The organism is Streptomyces sp. NPDC031064 (genome assembly GCF_055570965.1).
On sequence record NZ_JBVIGF010000008.1, the window covers coordinates 87,364 to 103,033 of the forward strand.

The 15,670-nt window shown below is 69.7% G+C and carries 15 protein-coding genes; 11 read left to right on the forward strand and 4 right to left on the reverse strand.

The genetic code is table 11. The features are described from left to right. Positions 1 to 199 precede the first annotated feature (199 nt). The 3 genes from ACZ46W_RS27070 (at position 200) to ACZ46W_RS27080 (ending at position 5,712) form a co-directional block, all read left to right on the forward strand. On the forward strand, positions 200 to 2,611 hold the full coding sequence (locus ACZ46W_RS27070) for an immune inhibitor A domain-containing protein (protein ID WP_468342585.1): 2,412 nt from the start codon (positions 200 to 202) through the stop codon (positions 2,609 to 2,611). Between the two features lie 188 nt (positions 2,612 to 2,799). Further along, positions 2,800 to 5,256, forward strand: coding sequence for an immune inhibitor A domain-containing protein (locus ACZ46W_RS27075; RefSeq protein ID WP_468342588.1), 2,457 nt, complete (start codon positions 2,800 to 2,802; stop codon positions 5,254 to 5,256). Positions 5,257 to 5,379: 123 nt separating this feature from the next. Beyond that, positions 5,380 to 5,712: a hypothetical protein gene (locus tag ACZ46W_RS27080; RefSeq protein WP_468342591.1), complete on the forward strand. Its 333-nt coding sequence runs from the start codon at positions 5,380 to 5,382 to the stop codon at positions 5,710 to 5,712. Between the two features lie 104 nt (positions 5,713 to 5,816). Here ACZ46W_RS27080 and ACZ46W_RS27085 read toward each other — a convergent pair whose 3' ends face one another. After that, the gene (locus tag ACZ46W_RS27085) at positions 5,817 to 6,404 is read right to left on the reverse strand and encodes an isochorismatase family protein (protein WP_468342594.1); all 588 of its coding nucleotides are present in this window, start codon (positions 6,402 to 6,404) and stop codon (positions 5,817 to 5,819) included. A 127-nt stretch (positions 6,405 to 6,531) separates the two neighbouring features. Beyond that, a complete protein-coding gene (locus ACZ46W_RS27090) occupies positions 6,532 to 7,860 on the reverse strand; it encodes a nicotinate phosphoribosyltransferase (RefSeq protein ID WP_468342597.1) in 1,329 nt (442 codons plus the stop codon). A 103-nt stretch (positions 7,861 to 7,963) separates the two neighbouring features. Between ACZ46W_RS27090 and clpS the strand changes: the two genes are divergently transcribed. The 7 genes from clpS to ACZ46W_RS27125 all read left to right on the forward strand — a co-directional run bounded on the left by clpS (position 7,964) and on the right by ACZ46W_RS27125 (position 12,689). Beyond that, a complete protein-coding gene (clpS, locus tag ACZ46W_RS27095; protein ID WP_366131180.1) occupies positions 7,964 to 8,269 on the forward strand; it encodes an ATP-dependent Clp protease adapter ClpS in 306 nt (101 codons plus the stop codon). Further along, positions 8,269 to 8,844: a DUF2017 domain-containing protein gene (locus ACZ46W_RS27100; RefSeq protein WP_468342600.1), complete on the forward strand. Its 576-nt coding sequence runs from the start codon at positions 8,269 to 8,271 to the stop codon at positions 8,842 to 8,844. Before clpS ends, ACZ46W_RS27100 begins: the two co-directional genes overlap by 1 nt. Before the next feature lie 323 nt (positions 8,845 to 9,167). Further along, complete coding sequence (locus tag ACZ46W_RS27105; protein ID WP_468342603.1) at positions 9,168 to 10,598, forward strand: amino acid permease; 1,431 nt, start codon at positions 9,168 to 9,170, stop codon at positions 10,596 to 10,598. A gap of 96 nt (positions 10,599 to 10,694) precedes the next feature. Continuing rightward, positions 10,695 to 11,117, forward strand: coding sequence for a M67 family metallopeptidase (locus tag ACZ46W_RS27110; RefSeq protein ID WP_351808889.1), 423 nt, complete (start codon positions 10,695 to 10,697; stop codon positions 11,115 to 11,117). A gap of 87 nt (positions 11,118 to 11,204) precedes the next feature. Next, positions 11,205 to 11,321, forward strand: coding sequence for a putative leader peptide (locus tag ACZ46W_RS27115; RefSeq protein WP_023588470.1), 117 nt, complete (start codon positions 11,205 to 11,207; stop codon positions 11,319 to 11,321). A gap of 139 nt (positions 11,322 to 11,460) precedes the next feature. Next, on the forward strand, positions 11,461 to 11,739 hold the full coding sequence (locus ACZ46W_RS27120) for a MoaD/ThiS family protein (RefSeq protein WP_468342607.1): 279 nt from the start codon (positions 11,461 to 11,463) through the stop codon (positions 11,737 to 11,739). Next, positions 11,739 to 12,689, forward strand: coding sequence for a PLP-dependent cysteine synthase family protein (locus ACZ46W_RS27125; protein WP_468342610.1), 951 nt, complete (start codon positions 11,739 to 11,741; stop codon positions 12,687 to 12,689). The genes ACZ46W_RS27120 and ACZ46W_RS27125 overlap by 1 nt, the downstream gene beginning before the upstream one ends. Before the next feature lie 145 nt (positions 12,690 to 12,834). Here the strand turns inward: ACZ46W_RS27125 and ACZ46W_RS27130 are convergent, their stop codons facing one another. Next, entirely contained in the window at positions 12,835 to 13,287 is a 453-nt protein-coding gene (locus ACZ46W_RS27130; protein WP_468342613.1) for a type II toxin-antitoxin system PemK/MazF family toxin, read from the reverse strand. 164 nt (positions 13,288 to 13,451) lie between these two features. Between ACZ46W_RS27130 and ACZ46W_RS27135 the strand changes: the two genes are divergently transcribed. Then, entirely contained in the window at positions 13,452 to 14,204 is a 753-nt protein-coding gene (locus ACZ46W_RS27135) for an MBL fold metallo-hydrolase (protein ID WP_468342616.1), read from the forward strand. A gap of 51 nt (positions 14,205 to 14,255) precedes the next feature. Here the strand turns inward: ACZ46W_RS27135 and ACZ46W_RS27140 are convergent, their stop codons facing one another. Next, positions 14,256 to 15,521 carry a PTS transporter subunit EIIC gene (locus ACZ46W_RS27140; RefSeq protein ID WP_468342619.1) on the reverse strand — a complete coding sequence of 422 codons (1,266 nt, stop codon included), beginning with the start codon at positions 15,519 to 15,521 and terminating at the stop codon, positions 14,256 to 14,258. Between the last annotated feature and the right edge of the window lie 149 nt (positions 15,522 to 15,670).

Consider the following 15,670-nt stretch of genomic DNA (forward strand, 5'->3'; position numbering starts at 1 on the left):
ATGGAGCACCGGATGGGGGTCACGCAACTCGGTCGCACTGATTTCTGACTCTACGACGGTGGATGCCCGAGAGGAACCGGTAGTAAGCGTGACCTAACCCACGGTACCGGTGCATGGGGGGCGCACAGCATCACGGCCTATGCCATATGGCCTGAAGACGGCGCCCGTTGACGCGATCCGCAGGGGAGGACCGTAACAAGTGTCGTACACCAAGGGCGCGTTGAGAGCGGGCGTCGTGCTCGCCCTCCTGGCGGGAGCCACAGCCGTCGCCCCCGCCACCACAGCCGCCACCGCCACCGCTCCCGCCACCACCGCTCCCGTGCACGACGACACCGCGCACGGCACCGCCGAGGGCAAGCACGACGGGCACGTCATCGACGGCCCCTTCAGCGCCCGGCAGCGGCAGCAGCGCCAGGCGGCGCTGGAGCAGGTGCTGAGCGGCCGGGCGAACGTGGAGCGGCGCGGCGGCTCCAGGGTCGTGAAGCTCGGCGACCGCAAGTACGTCGAGCTCGGCCGGGAGCGCACGGACAAGATCTTCACGATCCTGGTCGAGTTCGGGGACAAGGTCGACAACACGACGATGTACGACCCGGACGGCCCGGCCGGGCCGAAGCCGCCCGTCGTCAAGTACGGCGGGACGCCGGGCCCGCCGCACAACCGGATTCCCGAGCCGGACCGGACGAAGGACAACTCCACGGACTGGCGCCCCGACTACGACCGCGAGCACTACGAGCGGCTGTACTTCGGCGAGGGCGAGGGGGTGGAGTCGCTGAAGACGTACTACGAGAAGACCTCTTCCGGCCGCTATTCGGTCGAGGGCGAGGTGTCGGACTGGGTGAAGGTCGAGTACAACGAGGCCCGGTACGGCTCGAACTACTGCGGCGGCAACAACTGCCCCAACGTCGAGGACCTGGTCTTCGACGGGGTGGCCGCCTGGGTCGCCGGCCGGCGGGCGGCGGGCTGGACGGACGCCCGGATCAGGGAGCGGGTGGCGCGGTTCGACGAGTGGGACCGTACGGACCACGACAACGACGGCAACTTCAACGAGCCCGACGGCTACATCGACCACTTCCAGATCGTGCACGCGGGTGAGGACGGTTCGGCGGGCGGCGGGGCGCAGGGTCCCGACGCGCTGTGGGCGCACCGGGGGTACGCGTACAGCAGGGACGACGGCGACACCGGTCCGGCGGGGTTCAAGGCGGGGGGCGTGCCCGTCGGGAACACCGGCATCTGGGTGGGCGACTACACGATGCAGCCGGAGAACGGCGGGCTGGGCGTCTTCGCCCACGAGTACGCCCACGATCTGGGGCTGCCGGACCTGTACGACACCAACAACGTGGCGGGGGCGGAGAATTCGGTCGGGTTCTGGTCCCTGATGTCGTCCGGGTCGTGGCTCGGCACCGGCAAGGAGGTGATCGGTGACCTGCCGGGGGACATGACGGCCTGGGACAAGCTCCAGCTCGGCTGGCTCAATTACGAGCGGGCCGAGGCGGCCAAGGCTTCCACGCACACGCTGGGTGTGTCCGCGTACAACACCGACCGGCCGCAGGCGCTGGTCGTGGAGCTGCCGGAGAAGACGGTCACCACCCCGGTCGTGAAGCCGGCGGGGGGAGCGGGACAGTGGTGGAGCGACCACGGCGACAACCTGTCCCACACGCTGACCCGGACGGTCGACCTCACCGGCAGGTCCCGGGCCGAGCTGACGCTCGACGGCTGGTGGGACATCGAGAAGGACTACGACCACCTCTACGTCCAGGTCTCCACGGACGGCGGGGAGACCTGGAAGGCGGTCGACGGTACGGCCGACGGCGAGGTGATCCCCCGGGACGGCGGCGACAAGCCGGCCCTGACGGGGGTCTCGGCGACGTACCGGAAACTGGTCTACCCGCTGGACGCGTACGCCGGGAAGCGGATCGCCGTCCGCTTCCGCTACAAGACGGACGGCGGCGTGGCCGGCAAGGGGTTCGCGGCGGACGGCATCACCGTGAGGGCGGACGGCGTGACGCTGTTCCGGGACGACGCGGAGGGGAGCGGTGACGGTGGCTGGGCGGCACGGGGGTTCGCGCGGGTGGGGGAGTCGGTCACCGGGGACTACCCGCAGTACTACATCGCGGAGAACCGGCAGTACGTGTCGTACGACCGGGTGCTGGCGACGGGCCCGTACCACTTCGGGTTCCCCAAGCCCCGGGACAACTGGGTGGAGCACTACGCCTACCGGCCCGGGCTGATGATCTGGCAGTGGGACACCTCGCAGCGGGACAACAACGTCACCGACCATCCCGGCCAGGGCCTGCTGCTGCCGGTGGACGCCCATCCGCGCCCGATGACGTGGCCGGACGGCACGCTGATGTCCAACAAGATCACCCCGTACGACGCGGCGTTCAGCCTCCGTCCCACTCCCGGCTTCACGCTCCACAAGCGGGGCGTACCGCACTACATCGCACCACACGCGGGCAATTCGGTCTTCGATGACCACGAGGGTGTCTACTGGTACGCCGACAACGAGTTCGGCGGGGTGCGGACCACGGACACCAACACCCGGATCGCCATCGCCGCCCAACCGCCCAACGGCTCCTGGATCACCGTGGAAGTCGGCCCGTCCACCGGGTGACCTGGCCGGTTCTCCTGTTCGCAATGCGGGGCGGTCTGTTCACATAGAGCACTTGGCCTGTCCAAGTCAAGATCTGTCTTTTCGCGTCATTCTCCGGTCGAATGTCGTCACTTGTGGCGCGACACCGCACGCGGATATCACATCGACCCCCCATCCGCGGTTCGCGGGCGCGGGGAGGACAAGATCAAGTGACCAGCAGACGACGGGCGTTCAGAGCGTCCGCGGTGATCGTGGCGCTGGCCGCCACCGCCGCGACCGCCTCGGCCCTCACGACGGCGCAGGCCGACAACCGCCCCACCAACGGCATCGAGCGCCATGACCCGGCACCGGGCGCGCACGACGCGGGACACGGGGCTCCCGGACACGACCACGCCGCCAAGGTCGACCACGACCTCGACGGCCCGTTCAGCAAGCAGCAGGCGCAAGCGCGCGAGGCGGCGCTGGAGCAGGTGCTGGCCGGCGACCTCAAGGTGGAGCGCAGGGGTGCCTCCAAGGTCGTCAGGCTCGACGACAAGAAGTACGTCGAGCTGGGCCGCGAGAAGACCGACAAGATCTTCACGATCCTGGTCGAGTTCGGTGACAAGGTCGACAACACGACGCTGATCGACCGGGCGGACGACGGCGACGACCACACGCTCAAGCCGAAGTACGGCGGCACGCCCGGCCCGCTGCACAACCAGATAGCCGAGCCGGACCGTACGAAGGACAATTCGACGGCCTGGCAGAAGGACTACAACCAGCAACACTTCCAGGACCTGTACTTCGGCACCGGCAAGGACAAGAAGACCGGTCAGCAGAAGCAGTCCCTGAAGACCTACTACGAGAAGACCTCCTCGGGCCGGTACTCGGTCGACGGCGCGGTCTCCGACTGGGTCAAGGTCGAGTACAACGAGGCCCGCTACGGCTCGAACTACTGCGGCAACAGCAACTGCTCCAACGTCTGGGACGCCGTCCGCGACGGTGTGACCGCGTGGACCGCGCAGCAGAAGGCGGCCGGTAAGACGGACGCCGAGATCAAGGCGCAGCTCGCCCAGTACGACCAGTGGGACCGCTACGACTTCGACGCCGACGGCAACTTCAACGAGGCCGACGGCTACATCGACCACTTCCAGATCGTCCACGCCGGCGAGGATGAGTCCGCGGGCGGCGGCGCCCAGGGCGGCGACGCGCTGTGGGCCCACCGCTGGTACGCGTACGGCACCGACGCCGGCAAGACCGGCCCGGCGAACAACAAGGCCGGCGGTACGCAGATCGGCGACACCGGCATCTGGGTCGGCGACTACACGATGCAGCCGGAGAACGGCGGCCTCGGCGTCTTCGCCCACGAGTACGGCCACGACCTGGGCCTGCCGGACCTGTACGACACCTCCGGCAGGGCGGGCGCCGAGAACTCGACCGGCTTCTGGTCCCTGATGTCGTCCGGCTCCTGGCTGGGCACCGGCAAGGACTCGATCGGCGACCTGCCCGGCGACATGACCGCGTGGGACAAGCTCCAGCTCGGCTGGCTCAACTACGAGAAGGCCAAGGCGGCGACCAAGTCCAAGCACACGCTGGGCGTCGCGGAGTACAACACCAAGAACCCGCAGGCCCTCGTCGTCGAGCTGCCGAAGAAGAAGGTCACCACCCCGGTCGTGAAGCCCGCCGAGGGCGCCACGCAGTGGTGGAGCGACATGGGTGACGACCTCAAGAACACCCTCACCCGCTCCGTCGACCTCACCGGCAAGGCCAAGGCCGAGCTCACGCTCGACGGCTGGTGGGACATCGAGAAGGACTACGACTACCTCTACACCGAGGTGTCGACCGACGGCGGCAAGAACTGGACGGCCCTGGCGGGCACGGCGGGCGGCAAGGCCATCCCGGCCGACGCCAGCGGTGCCCCGGCCCTGACGGACGTCTCCGGCTCGTGGCAGAAGCTGGTGTACCCGCTGGACGCGTACGCCGGTAAGAAGTTCGACCTCCGCTTCCGCTACCAGACCGACGGCGGCGCGGGCGGCAAGGGCTTCACGGCCGACGCCATCACGCTGACGGCCGACGGCGCGGCGGTCTTCTCGGACAACGCCGAGAACGGCGACAACGGCTGGACCCCCAAGGGCTTCTCCCGGATCGGCGAGTCCTTCACCAACGAGTACGACCAGTACTACATCGCCGAGAACCGCCAGTACGTCTCGTACGACAAGACCCTGAAGGTCGGCCCGTACAACTTCGGCTTCGCGGCGCCGATGGACAGTTGGGTGGAGCACTACCCGTACCAGACCGGCCTGATGGTCTGGCAGTGGGACACATCCCAGAAGGACAACAACACCGCCGTCCACCCGGGCCAGGGCCTGATCCTTCCGGTGGACGCCCACGCCACGCCGACGAAGTGGGCCGACGGCACCCTGATGCGCAACCGCATCCAGTCCTACGACTCGCCGTTCAGCCTCTACCGGACGAACGGCCTCACCCTGCACAAGGCGGGTGTCGCGGCCACCATCGCGTCCCAGCCGGGTGTCCCGGTCTTCGACGACCGCAAGGGTGTCTACTGGTACGAGTCGAACCCGCGTGCGGGCGTCAAGGTAACTGACACCAACACCAAGATCGCGATCGTCAAGCAGCCGAAGAACGGCCAGACGATCACGGTCCAGGTCGGCCCGTCGACCAAGTAAAAGGCATCACCGCAGGTCAAAGCATGATCGGCCGTCGCCCCCTAGCGGGCGGCGGCCGATTCTGTTTAGGTGCGTGGTGACCCTTTCTTATTGACACACCATCTCACGGGGGAGTGGTTTCGTATGCCCGGCGGAGGTTTCACCAAGTTGCCCGGAGGCAAGGTCGTGGTCGCCCTGAGCCTGCCCAGCCCGGTCGGCGACGGCTCCACGGTCCGCGTCCTGGTCCACGCGGCCAACCGCGCCCGCGCCCTGACCCGGCTGCGGAACCTGGGCCTGAGAGCGGTCTACCTGCGCGGCAACACCCACCCGCCCACTCCGGACGAGATCACCGCGGTGCTCCACCACCCCGACGGCCTGCTCTGGCGCACGGTCCCGGAGAGCCACACCGAGCTCTGGCGCCCCATCCGCGCCCTGCTCCCGCAGTCCAGGGCCTGGGGCGCCCCGAGCGCCCCCTAGCGCCGTGCGGGCCGCGCCGAGCGCCTCCTGGCCGCCGGTGCGGGCAGCCCTGAGCGCCCTGGCGGCCGGTGGGGGCGCCACGGGCCCCTCGGCCGGTGCGGGCGTCAGAGGACCGGCTTGCCGGTCAGCTCCACGCCCGCGTCCCGGAGCTCCTTCAGGGCCCGCTCCGTGGTCTCCGCCGAGACCCCGGCGGTCAGGTCCAGCAGCACCTGGGTGCGGAAGCCCTCACGGGCCGCGTCCAGGGCGGTGGCGCGCACGCAGTGGTCGGTGGCGATGCCCACCACGTCCACCTCCGTGACCTCCCGCTCCCGCAGCCAGTCGGCCAGCCGCACGTCGTTCTCGTCGGTGCCCTCGAAGCCGCTGTACGCCGCCGCGTACGCGCCCTTGTCGAACACCGCGTCGATGGCGCCCGACGCGACCGCCGGCGCGAAGTTCGGGTGGAAGCCCACCCCCTCCGTACCGGCCACGCAGTGCCTCGGCCAGGAGCGGACGTAGTCGGGCGCGTCCGAGAAGTGGTCGCCGGGGTCGACGTGGTGGTCACGGGTGGCCACGACGTGCTGGTAGACGGCCCCGGCGGCCTCGCCGACCAGGTCCGTGATGGCGGCGGCGACATCCGCGCCCCCCGCCACCGCGAGGCTGCCGCCCTCGCAGAAGTCGTTCTGTACGTCGACGACGATCAGTGCGCGGTGCATGGCGGTTGTCCTTCGGTGGGGGAGCGGTCGGTCGGACGTGCGAGCGTGGTTCCGGGGGATGGGATCGAGCCTAGAGACTTACCCGGCCCGGCGGGAGGGGGCACCCACCGCCCGCGGGGCCGCCGTCTCAGACGTACTCCGTGGGAATGACGGCCTCGCCCCGGGAGAGCTGGATCGCCGACATCGGCAGCCCCGCCCGCGCCGCCAAGTGCCGCTCCCGCGCCGCCTCCAGCGGCTCGCGCGCCACCACCTCGCCGCCCTTGACCAGCTCGACCAGGAGCTGGCGGTCCGCCAGCCCGACGGGTACCGGACCGGTGCCGACGACCTCCGCCTCGGCCACCCCGTCCGCGTCCACGCGCCGCGCCGCCCACTTGCGCCCGCCGATCGACAGCTTGCCGCCCAGCGACTTCTTCGCCACCGACCGCAGCGGCGCCTTCGGGTCCGCCGACTCGGCCCGGGCGACCAGCTTGTAGACCATCGAGCACGTGGGGTGACCGCTGCCGGTCACGAGCTGCGTACCGACGCCGTACGCGTCGACCGGCGCGGCCGCCAGCGAGGCGATCGCGTACTCGTCCAGGTCCGACGTGACGACGATCTTCGTGTCGCGCGCACCCAGCTCGTCCAACTGCTGGCGCACCCGGTGCGCGACCAGCAGCAGGTCACCGGAGTCGATGCGCACCGCGCCCAGCTCGGGCCCGGCGATCTCCACGGCGGTACGCACCGCCTCGGCCACGTCGTAGGTGTCGACGAGCAGCGTCGTACCACGGCCCAGGGAGTCCACCTGCGCCCGGAAGGCGTCCCGCTCGGTGTCGTGGAGGAGGGTGAACGCGTGCGCGGAGGTGCCGACCGTCGGGATGCCGTAGCGGAAGCCCGCCGCCAGGTCGGAGGTGGAGGAGAAGCCGCCCACGTACGCGGCGCGGGCCGCGGCGACCGCCGACAGCTCGTGCGTGCGCCGGGCGCCCATCTCGATCAGCCGCCGCTCGCCGGCCGCGGCGGACATCCGGGAGGCGGCGGCCGCGATCGCCGAGTCGTGGTTGAGGATCGACAGGATCACGGTCTCCAGCAGCACGCACTCGGCGAAGGAGCCCTCGACGCGCAGGATCGGCGAGCCGGGGAAGTACACCTCGCCCTCGGGGTAGCCCCAGATGTCGCCGCCGAAGCGGTAGTCCGCGAGCCAGGCCAGCGTCGGCTCGTCGACGATGCCGCGCTCACGGAGGAAGCCGAGGACGCCCGCGTCGAAGCGGAAGTTCTCCACGGCGTCCAGCACGCGGCCGGTGCCGGCCACGACGCCGTAGCGCCGCCCCTCGGGCAGCCGCCGGGTGAACACCTCGAAGACCGACCGCCGGTCGGCCGTGCCGCCCCGCAGTGCCGCCTGGAGCATCGTCAGCTCGTACTGGTCGGTGAAGAGCGCGGTAGACGGCACGTCCACCGGCAGCCCAAGATCCGCAGCATTCATACGACGATGCTACCCCGAATACTCGTCAGAGTGACGATTTCCCGCCCGGATCGTACGAGCCCCGTTTGTGCGACCCCCCACCCCGAGTGGCAGCATGGGCTAGGTGAGTGTTGCTCCCGCAGAGATCGAACGCACCCAAGCGGCCGAAGAGGAATTCGCCGTCACCGAACCCGACGTGCCCTGGGTGACGATCGTCCACAACGACCCGGTCAACCTCATGAGCTACGTCACCTACGTCTTCCAGGCGTACTTCGGCTACTCCAAGGACAAGGCGCACAAGCTGATGCTGGACGTGCACCACAAGGGCCGGGCCGTCGTCTCCAGCGGCACCCGCGAGGAGATGGAACGGGACGTGCAGGCCATGCACGGTTACGGACTGTGGGCGACCCTCTCCCAGGACCGCACCTGATGAGCGGGCACTTCGAGGCGCTGCCCGGCGGCGGCGCGGCCGTGCCGCTCGACGAGGTCGAGATCTCCATCCTCCGCTCCCTGGCCGTCCAGCTCCTGGAGCTGATCGGGCCCGGCGAGGTGCCGCCCAAGGGCGAGGACCCGCTGGCCGAGCTGTTCCGCGAGGGCCCCAGCGAGCCGCCCGCCGACCCGGCGCTGGCCCGCCTCTTCCCCAACGCGTACGAGGACGGCGACGAGGAGCTGCGCGCCGCGTCCGCCGAGTTCCGCCGCTACACCGAGAACGACCTGCGCGCCCGCAAGCGCGAGGACGCCCTCACCGTCGTACGGAGCCTGGACGCGCTGAGCGTGGCGGGCGAGGGCGGGGCGGTGCTGAAGCTGACGGCCGACGAGGCCCGCCACTGGCTCGGCGCGCTCAACGACCTGCGGCTGACCATCGGCACCCGGCTCGACGTCCGGGACGACGACGAGAACGAGGCGCTGTACCGGCTGCCGGACTCCGACCCGCGCAAGCCGATGGTGATGGCGTACCTGTGGCTGGGCGCCCTCCAGGAGACTCTGGTCGAGACCCTCATGTGACCCCGGTGTGACCTTCGTTCGCTCAGCGGACGCTCAAATCCGTATAACGATCGGGTTACCCGCGCACCCTCCATTGCGGCCGTAGGTGCCGTTTGTCCGCTTTTCCCTGTGGCGCGCGTCACTCTCGTGCGAGTCGATCACGGTTGCGACCGTGATAAACCTTCTCGAATCGCCCGGGGACGCCACCCCTGTTCCCGGGTGCGCTACGGCCGGCAGACCGCCGGTGGCACTCCATCCATATCCGGGGGGATCAGGACCTGATCCGCGGTCACGCGCAGTCCAGTGCGAACGACGCGGATCAGCGTGGAGAAAGGCGCACAACCATGACCTCAGTGCAGGTCGACAAGCAGCACGACGGCAGTGAGGCCGCGGGGGCCGCATCCGGCGAGGGTGAGGGCTATCAGCGGGGCCTCGGGGCCCGTCAGATCCAGATGATCGCGATCGGCGGAGCCATCGGCACCGGGCTCTTCCTCGGCGCGGGCAAGGCCATCTCCAAGGCCGGACCGAGCCTCATCCTGGCGTACGCCATCGCCGGCCTCGTCATCTTCTTCATCATGCGGGCGCTGGGCGAGCTGCTCATGTACCGCCCCGTCTCGGGCTCGTTCTCCGAGTACGCCCGTGAGTTCATCGGCCCCTTCGCGGGCTTCGTCACCGGCTGGACGTACTGGCTCTTCTGGGTCGTCACCGGCATCACCGAGGTCACCGCGGCCGCCACCTACATGACGTACTGGTGGGACATCCCGCAGTGGGTCTCGGCCCTGGTCTTCACGATCATCCTGTACGGCGCGAACCTCATCTCCGTGAAGCTCTTCGGCGAGCTGGAGTTCTGGTTCTCGATGATCAAGGTCACCGCCATCATCGGCATGATCCTGATCTGCGCCGGCATCCTCACCATCGGCTTCTCCGACGCCGCCGACACCGCGTCCGTGAGCATGCTGTGGTCCGAGGGCGGCTTCTTCCCCAAGGGCATCGGCGGCACGCTGATGACCCTCCAGATCGTGATGTTCGCCTTCCTCGCGGTCGAGCTGGTCGGCGTCACCGCCGGCGAGTCCAAGGACCCGAAGGTCACCCTGCCGAAGGCCATCAACACCGTGCCGTGGCGGATCGCCGTCTTCTACGTCGGCGCGCTCATCATGATCCTCTCGGTCGTGCCGTGGACGCACTTCAAGCCGGGCGTCTCGCCGTTCGTCGCCGCCTTCGAGCAGATGGGCCTCGGCATCGGTGCCGCCATCGTCAACTTCGTGGTGCTGACGGCCGCCCTGTCCTCCTGCAACTCGGGCATGTACTCCACCGGCCGCATGCTGCGCGACCTCGCGCTCAACGGCCAGGGCCCGCGCGTCTTCACCAAGCTGACGAAGTCCGGCACCCCGCTGCTCGGCACCACCTTCTCGGCGGCGCTGATGCTGGTCGGCGTCTGGATCAACTACGTCGCCCCCGGCAAGGCCTTCGAGTACGTCGTCTCCTTCGCGACCATCTCGGGCATGTGGGCCTGGATCATGATCCTGGTCTCCCAGATCCGCTACCGGCGCGCCGTCGCCCGGGGCGAGGCGCCGGAGTCGGAGTTCAAGGCCCCCGGCGCCCCGTTCACGAGCTGGTTCGCGCTGCTGTTCATCTTCGGCGTGATCGTGATGATGGGCATCGACGAGGGTGCGCGGGTCTCCCTGTACTGCGCCCCGCTGTGGGGCCTGCTGCTGGGCGTCTCCTACCTGGTGCTCAAGAGCCGGAACCCGGAGAACGCGGCGTTCAAGCGGTGACCCTCTAGCGCGGTGTCCGGGACGGCTTGTCCAGGATGTGGGCCCGTCCGTACCGACCTTCGGTACGGGCGGGCCCGTCTGCTTATCCTGATGCGCATGCTGACCATCACACGGGCTCTGTACGACCAGATCGTCGCGCACGCGCGCGAGGACCACCCGGACGAGGCGTGCGGCGTGGTCGCGGGCCCGGCCGGCTCCGGGCGCCCGGAGCGCTTCATCCCGATGCTCAACGCCGCCCGCTCGCCCACGTTCTACGAGTTCGACTCGGGCGACCTGCTGAAGCTGTACCGCGAGATGGACGACCGCGACGAGGAGCCGGTCGTCATCTACCACTCGCACACCGCGACCGAGGCGTACCCGTCCCGCACGGACGTGTCGTACGCCAACGAGCCCGGCGCGCACTACGTGCTGGTCTCGACGGCGGACACCGACGGCGCCGGACCGTTCCAGTTCCGGTCCTACCGGATCGTCGAGGGCGAGATCACGGAGGAAGAGGTCCAGGTCGTGGAGGCGTACTGAGTGTTCCGTCTCGCGCTGTGGGCGGAAAACGTCCACCATGCGAGATCACACTCCGAATGCCGGACCGGGAATCGATACGATGACCGCATGGTTTCCATCGACGTGAGCGAACAGACGCCGGGCACCGTGCTGCTCGTGGCGCGGCTGCACGTCGACCTGTGCCGCCTCGCCAGCGCGATGTGTCCGCGCGGCGCCGCCGCTTGAGCGGCCCGGCCGCGCACCACTCCGTTCCGCCCGCGCACCAGCGCCCCTGTGCGCGCGAACCGTCCGTGCGCGCACGCAGTACGCCCTGCCTGCCCTGCTTCTTGTGACTCACCTTCCGCTTCCGACAGGAGCCCACGCCATGGCCATCGAGGTCCGCATCCCGACCATCCTCCGCACCTACACCGACGGCGCCAAGGCCGTCGAGGGCAGCGGGGAAACCCTCGCCCACCTCTTCGCCGACCTCGAGACCCGGCACTCGGGCATCCAGGAGCGGATCGTCGACGGCGGCGAGCTGCGTCGCTTCGTGAACGTCTACCTGAACGACGAGGACGTCCGCTTCCTGGACGGCATCAACACCAAGCTGTCGGACGGCGACAACGTGACGATCCTCCCGGCCGTGGCCGGCGGAATGCGCTGATGCGCTACGACTCGCCCCTCGCCGCGGTCGGCAACACCCCGCTCGTCCGGCTCCCGCGCCTGTCCCCCTCGGAGGACGTGCGGATCTGGGCCAAGCTGGAGGACCGCAACCCCACCGGCTCGATCAAGGACCGTCCGGCCCTGCACATGATCGAGCAGGCCGAGAAGGACGGCCGGCTCGTGCCCGGCTGCACCATCCTGGAACCGACCAGCGGCAACACGGGCATCTCACTCGCGATGGCGGCCAAGCTCAAGGGCTACCGCATCGTGTGCGTGATGCCGGAGAACACCTCCCAGGAGCGGCGCGACCTGCTCGCCATGTGGGGCGCCGAGATCATCTCGTCCCCGGCGGCGGGCGGCTCCAACACGGCGGTGCGGGTCGCGAAGGAGCTCGCCGCGGAGCACCCCGACTGGGTGATGCTGTACCAGTACGGCAACCCGGCCAACGCGGGCGCGCACTACGCGACGACGGGGCCGGAGATCCTGGCCGACCTGCCGTCCGTCACCCACTTCGTGGCGGGGCTCGGGACGACGGGCACCCTGATGGGGGTCGGCCGCTTCCTGCGGGAGCACAAGCCGGACGTGAAGATCGTCGCCGCCGAGCCGCGGTACGACGACCTCGTGTACGGCCTGCGGAACCTCGACGAGGGCTTCGTCCCCGAGCTGTACGACGCCTCCGTGCTGACCACCCGCTTCTCGGTCGGCTCGGCCGACGCGGTGACCCGCACGCGGGAGCTCCTCCAGCAGGAGGGCATCTTCGCGGGCGTCTCGACGGGCGCGGCGCTGCACGCGGCGATCGGGGTCGGGAAGAAGGCGGTCAAGGCGGGCGAGAGCGCGGACATCGTCTTCGTCGTGGCCGACGGCGGGTGGAAGTACCTGTCGACGGGCGTCTACACCGCCGCGACGACGGAAGAGGCCATCGATACCCTCCAGGGCCAGCTCTGGGCCTAAGCCCTCCGCTGGTCCCTGCCAAGGGCGCCGGGTGCGGGTGGGGTCGCCGACTCGCCGACCGTTTGTGGGCATTCGTTCCGCTGGGGCGGAACGGGTGGGCACAAACGGTCCGCACCCGGCACGGGACCCGGGGCGGGGCCCCGAGTCACGCCGACAGGTGGCGCACCTGGTCCCAGACCAGGGGGTCCACCTGGCTCGCGCGGCGGCGGAAGCGCCGGAGCGGGACGTCACGGAGCTCGTCCGTCTCCAGGAAGCTCGGGCGGCCCCGCGCGTCGCCCACCGCGTCGGGGTGCAGGGCGATCACGCCCGGCCGTTCGTCCCGGTAGCGGCTGGTGATCTTGGCGACGAGCGCCGTGTCCCCGCGTACCGCCAGGACCAGGCACGGGCGGTCCTTGGAACCGGGGCCGTCCTCGTAGGGGACGTCCGCCCACCAGATCTCACCCGGCCGGGGGCGCCGGCCGGGCGGCGGCTCGCCGGGGCGGGCCGGCGGGCGCGTCCGGCCGCCCGGACGGCGCCCGCGCCCCGTCGCGTCGGACACCGCCGCGACCAGCGCGATCACCACGACGGCGCCGAGCGCCAGCCACCAGGACGTGTCCATACCTCCGGACGCTACCCGCCCGAACCGGTGACAGCGCGGGTGAGTTCGACCACAAGGGGCCACTGCGGAGGAGCGACCCGGCTCGCCGCGCCTTACGCTCGGTAAACCGCACGACCTCCCCTGTCAGCGCCTGCCCGGCTCCCGTCCTCGGAGGTTCACGCTCCATGAAGCTCACCGTCGTCGGCTGCTCGGGGTCGTTCCCGTCCGCGGAATCGGCCTGTTCGAGCTACCTCGTAGAGGCCGACGGCTTCCGGCTGCTCCTCGACATGGGCAATGGCGCCCTGGGCGAGTTGCAGCGCCACATCGGTCTGTACGACCTGGACGCGATCTTCCTCAGCCATCTGCACGCCGATCACTGCATCGACATGTGCGGGTACTTCGTCGCGCGCTACTACCGCCACGAGGGTGGTCGCTGCCCCGCCATCCCGGTGTACGCCCCCGACGGCGCCGAGCAGCGCCTGACGACGGCGTACGCGGACACGCCGTCCGACAAGTCGATGAGCGAGGTGTTCGACTTCCACACGCTCAAGCCCGGCTCGTTCGACATCGGCCCGTTCCGGGTGCGTACGGAGAAGGTCTGCCACCCGGTCGAGGCCTACGGGATCCGGGTGGAGCACGGCGGGAAGTCCCTCGTGTACTCGGGTGACACGGGCGTCTGCGACGAGCTGGACACGCTCGCGGCGGGTGCCGACCTGTTCCTGTGCGAGGCGTCCTTCACGTACGGCAAGGAGGACATCCCCGGCCTGCACCTGAACGGCCGCGAGGCGGGCGCGCACGCGGCGCGGGCGGGGGCGGGGCGGCTGGTGCTCACGCACATCCCGCCGTGGACGGACGGCGAGCGGAACCTGGCGGACGCACGGGCGGTGTACGACGGGCCGTCGGAGCTCGCGTACGCGGGCGCGGTCTACGAAGTGTGACGACATGCGAAGGCCCCCGGAACCGGTCGGTTCCGGGGGCCTTCGGCTTGGTTACTTGGCCTCGGCCTTCTGGAGCTCGGCCAGCTCCTCGTCGGACTCGCGGCCCGGCGTCGGGAGGTTGAACTTGGTGATCGCGAAGCGGAAGACCACGTAGTAGACCGCCGCGAAGCAGAGGCCCACCAGGGCCAGGCCCCACGGGTTGGACGCGATGCCCAGGTTGAGGAGGAAGTCGACCGCACCGGCGGAGAAGCCGAAGCCGTCCTTCATGCCCAGCGCCCAGGTCAGCGCCATGGAGACACCGGTCAGCACGGCGTGGACCGCGTACAGCACCGGGGCGATGAACATGAACGTGAACTCGATCGGCTCGGTGACACCGGTGACGAACGAGGTCAGCGCGAGGGAGAACATCATGCCGCCGACGACCTTGCGGCGCTCGGGGCGGGCGCAGTGCACGATCGCGAGGCACGCGGCGGGGAGGGCGAACATCATGATCGGGAAGAAGCCGGTCATGAACTGTCCGGCGCTCGGGTCACCGGCGAGGAAGCGGGCGATGTCGCCGCTCTTGCCCTCGTACGAACCGGCCTGGAACCACGGGAAGGAGTTGAGCAGGTGGTGCATGCCGACCGGGATCAGCGCGCGGTTGGCGACACCGAAGATGCCCGCGCCGACGGCGCCGGAGCCGACCAGGCTCTCACCGATCCAGTGCAGACCCGAGCCCAGCCACGGCCAGATGAGACCGAAGACGATGCCGGTGACCAGGCCGGCGAAGGCGGACAGGATCGGGACGAGGCGGCGGCCGCCGAAGAAGCCCAGCCAGTCCGGCAGCTTGGTGCGGTAGAAGCGCTGGTAGAGGAGAGCCACGATGATGCCCATGACCACGCCGCCGAGCACCTTGGCGTCGACGGCCTGCTCCACCATGACGATCTTGCCGTCGACGATGGCTTCCTTCTTGGGCAGGCTGCTGTCCGTGAAGGTGCCGAGCACGCTCTTGAAGACCAGGTAGCCGGTGACGGCCGCCAGGGCCGTGGAGCCGTCGGACTTCTTCGCGAAGCCGATCGCGATACCGACGGCGAACAGCAGCGCCATGTTGTCCAGGAGGGCGCCGCCACCGGCCGCCATGTAGCCGGCGATCTTGGTGACGAAGGTCGGGAAGGACTCCCGGCCGAGCATGTCGGGCTGACCGAAACGCACCAGGAGCGCGGCGGCCGGCAGCACGGCGACCGGCAGCATGAGGCTGCGGCCGATGCGCTGCATGACCGACATCACGCCCGCGCCCTTCTTCTTCTCCGCCGCGGGGGCGGCGCTGGCCGTGGACATAAGTTCCTCCAGGTGGGCAAGGCGCCGCCTGGCATGATCAAATGGGGGTGGCGGCGTCTCAAGGAAGCGCGGCAGCGCCGCGTGGTCTACACCAGTAGTGGTGTAGACCTGTTGTAGCACGGTGAGCGTTGTATAAGGAACTTGCGATT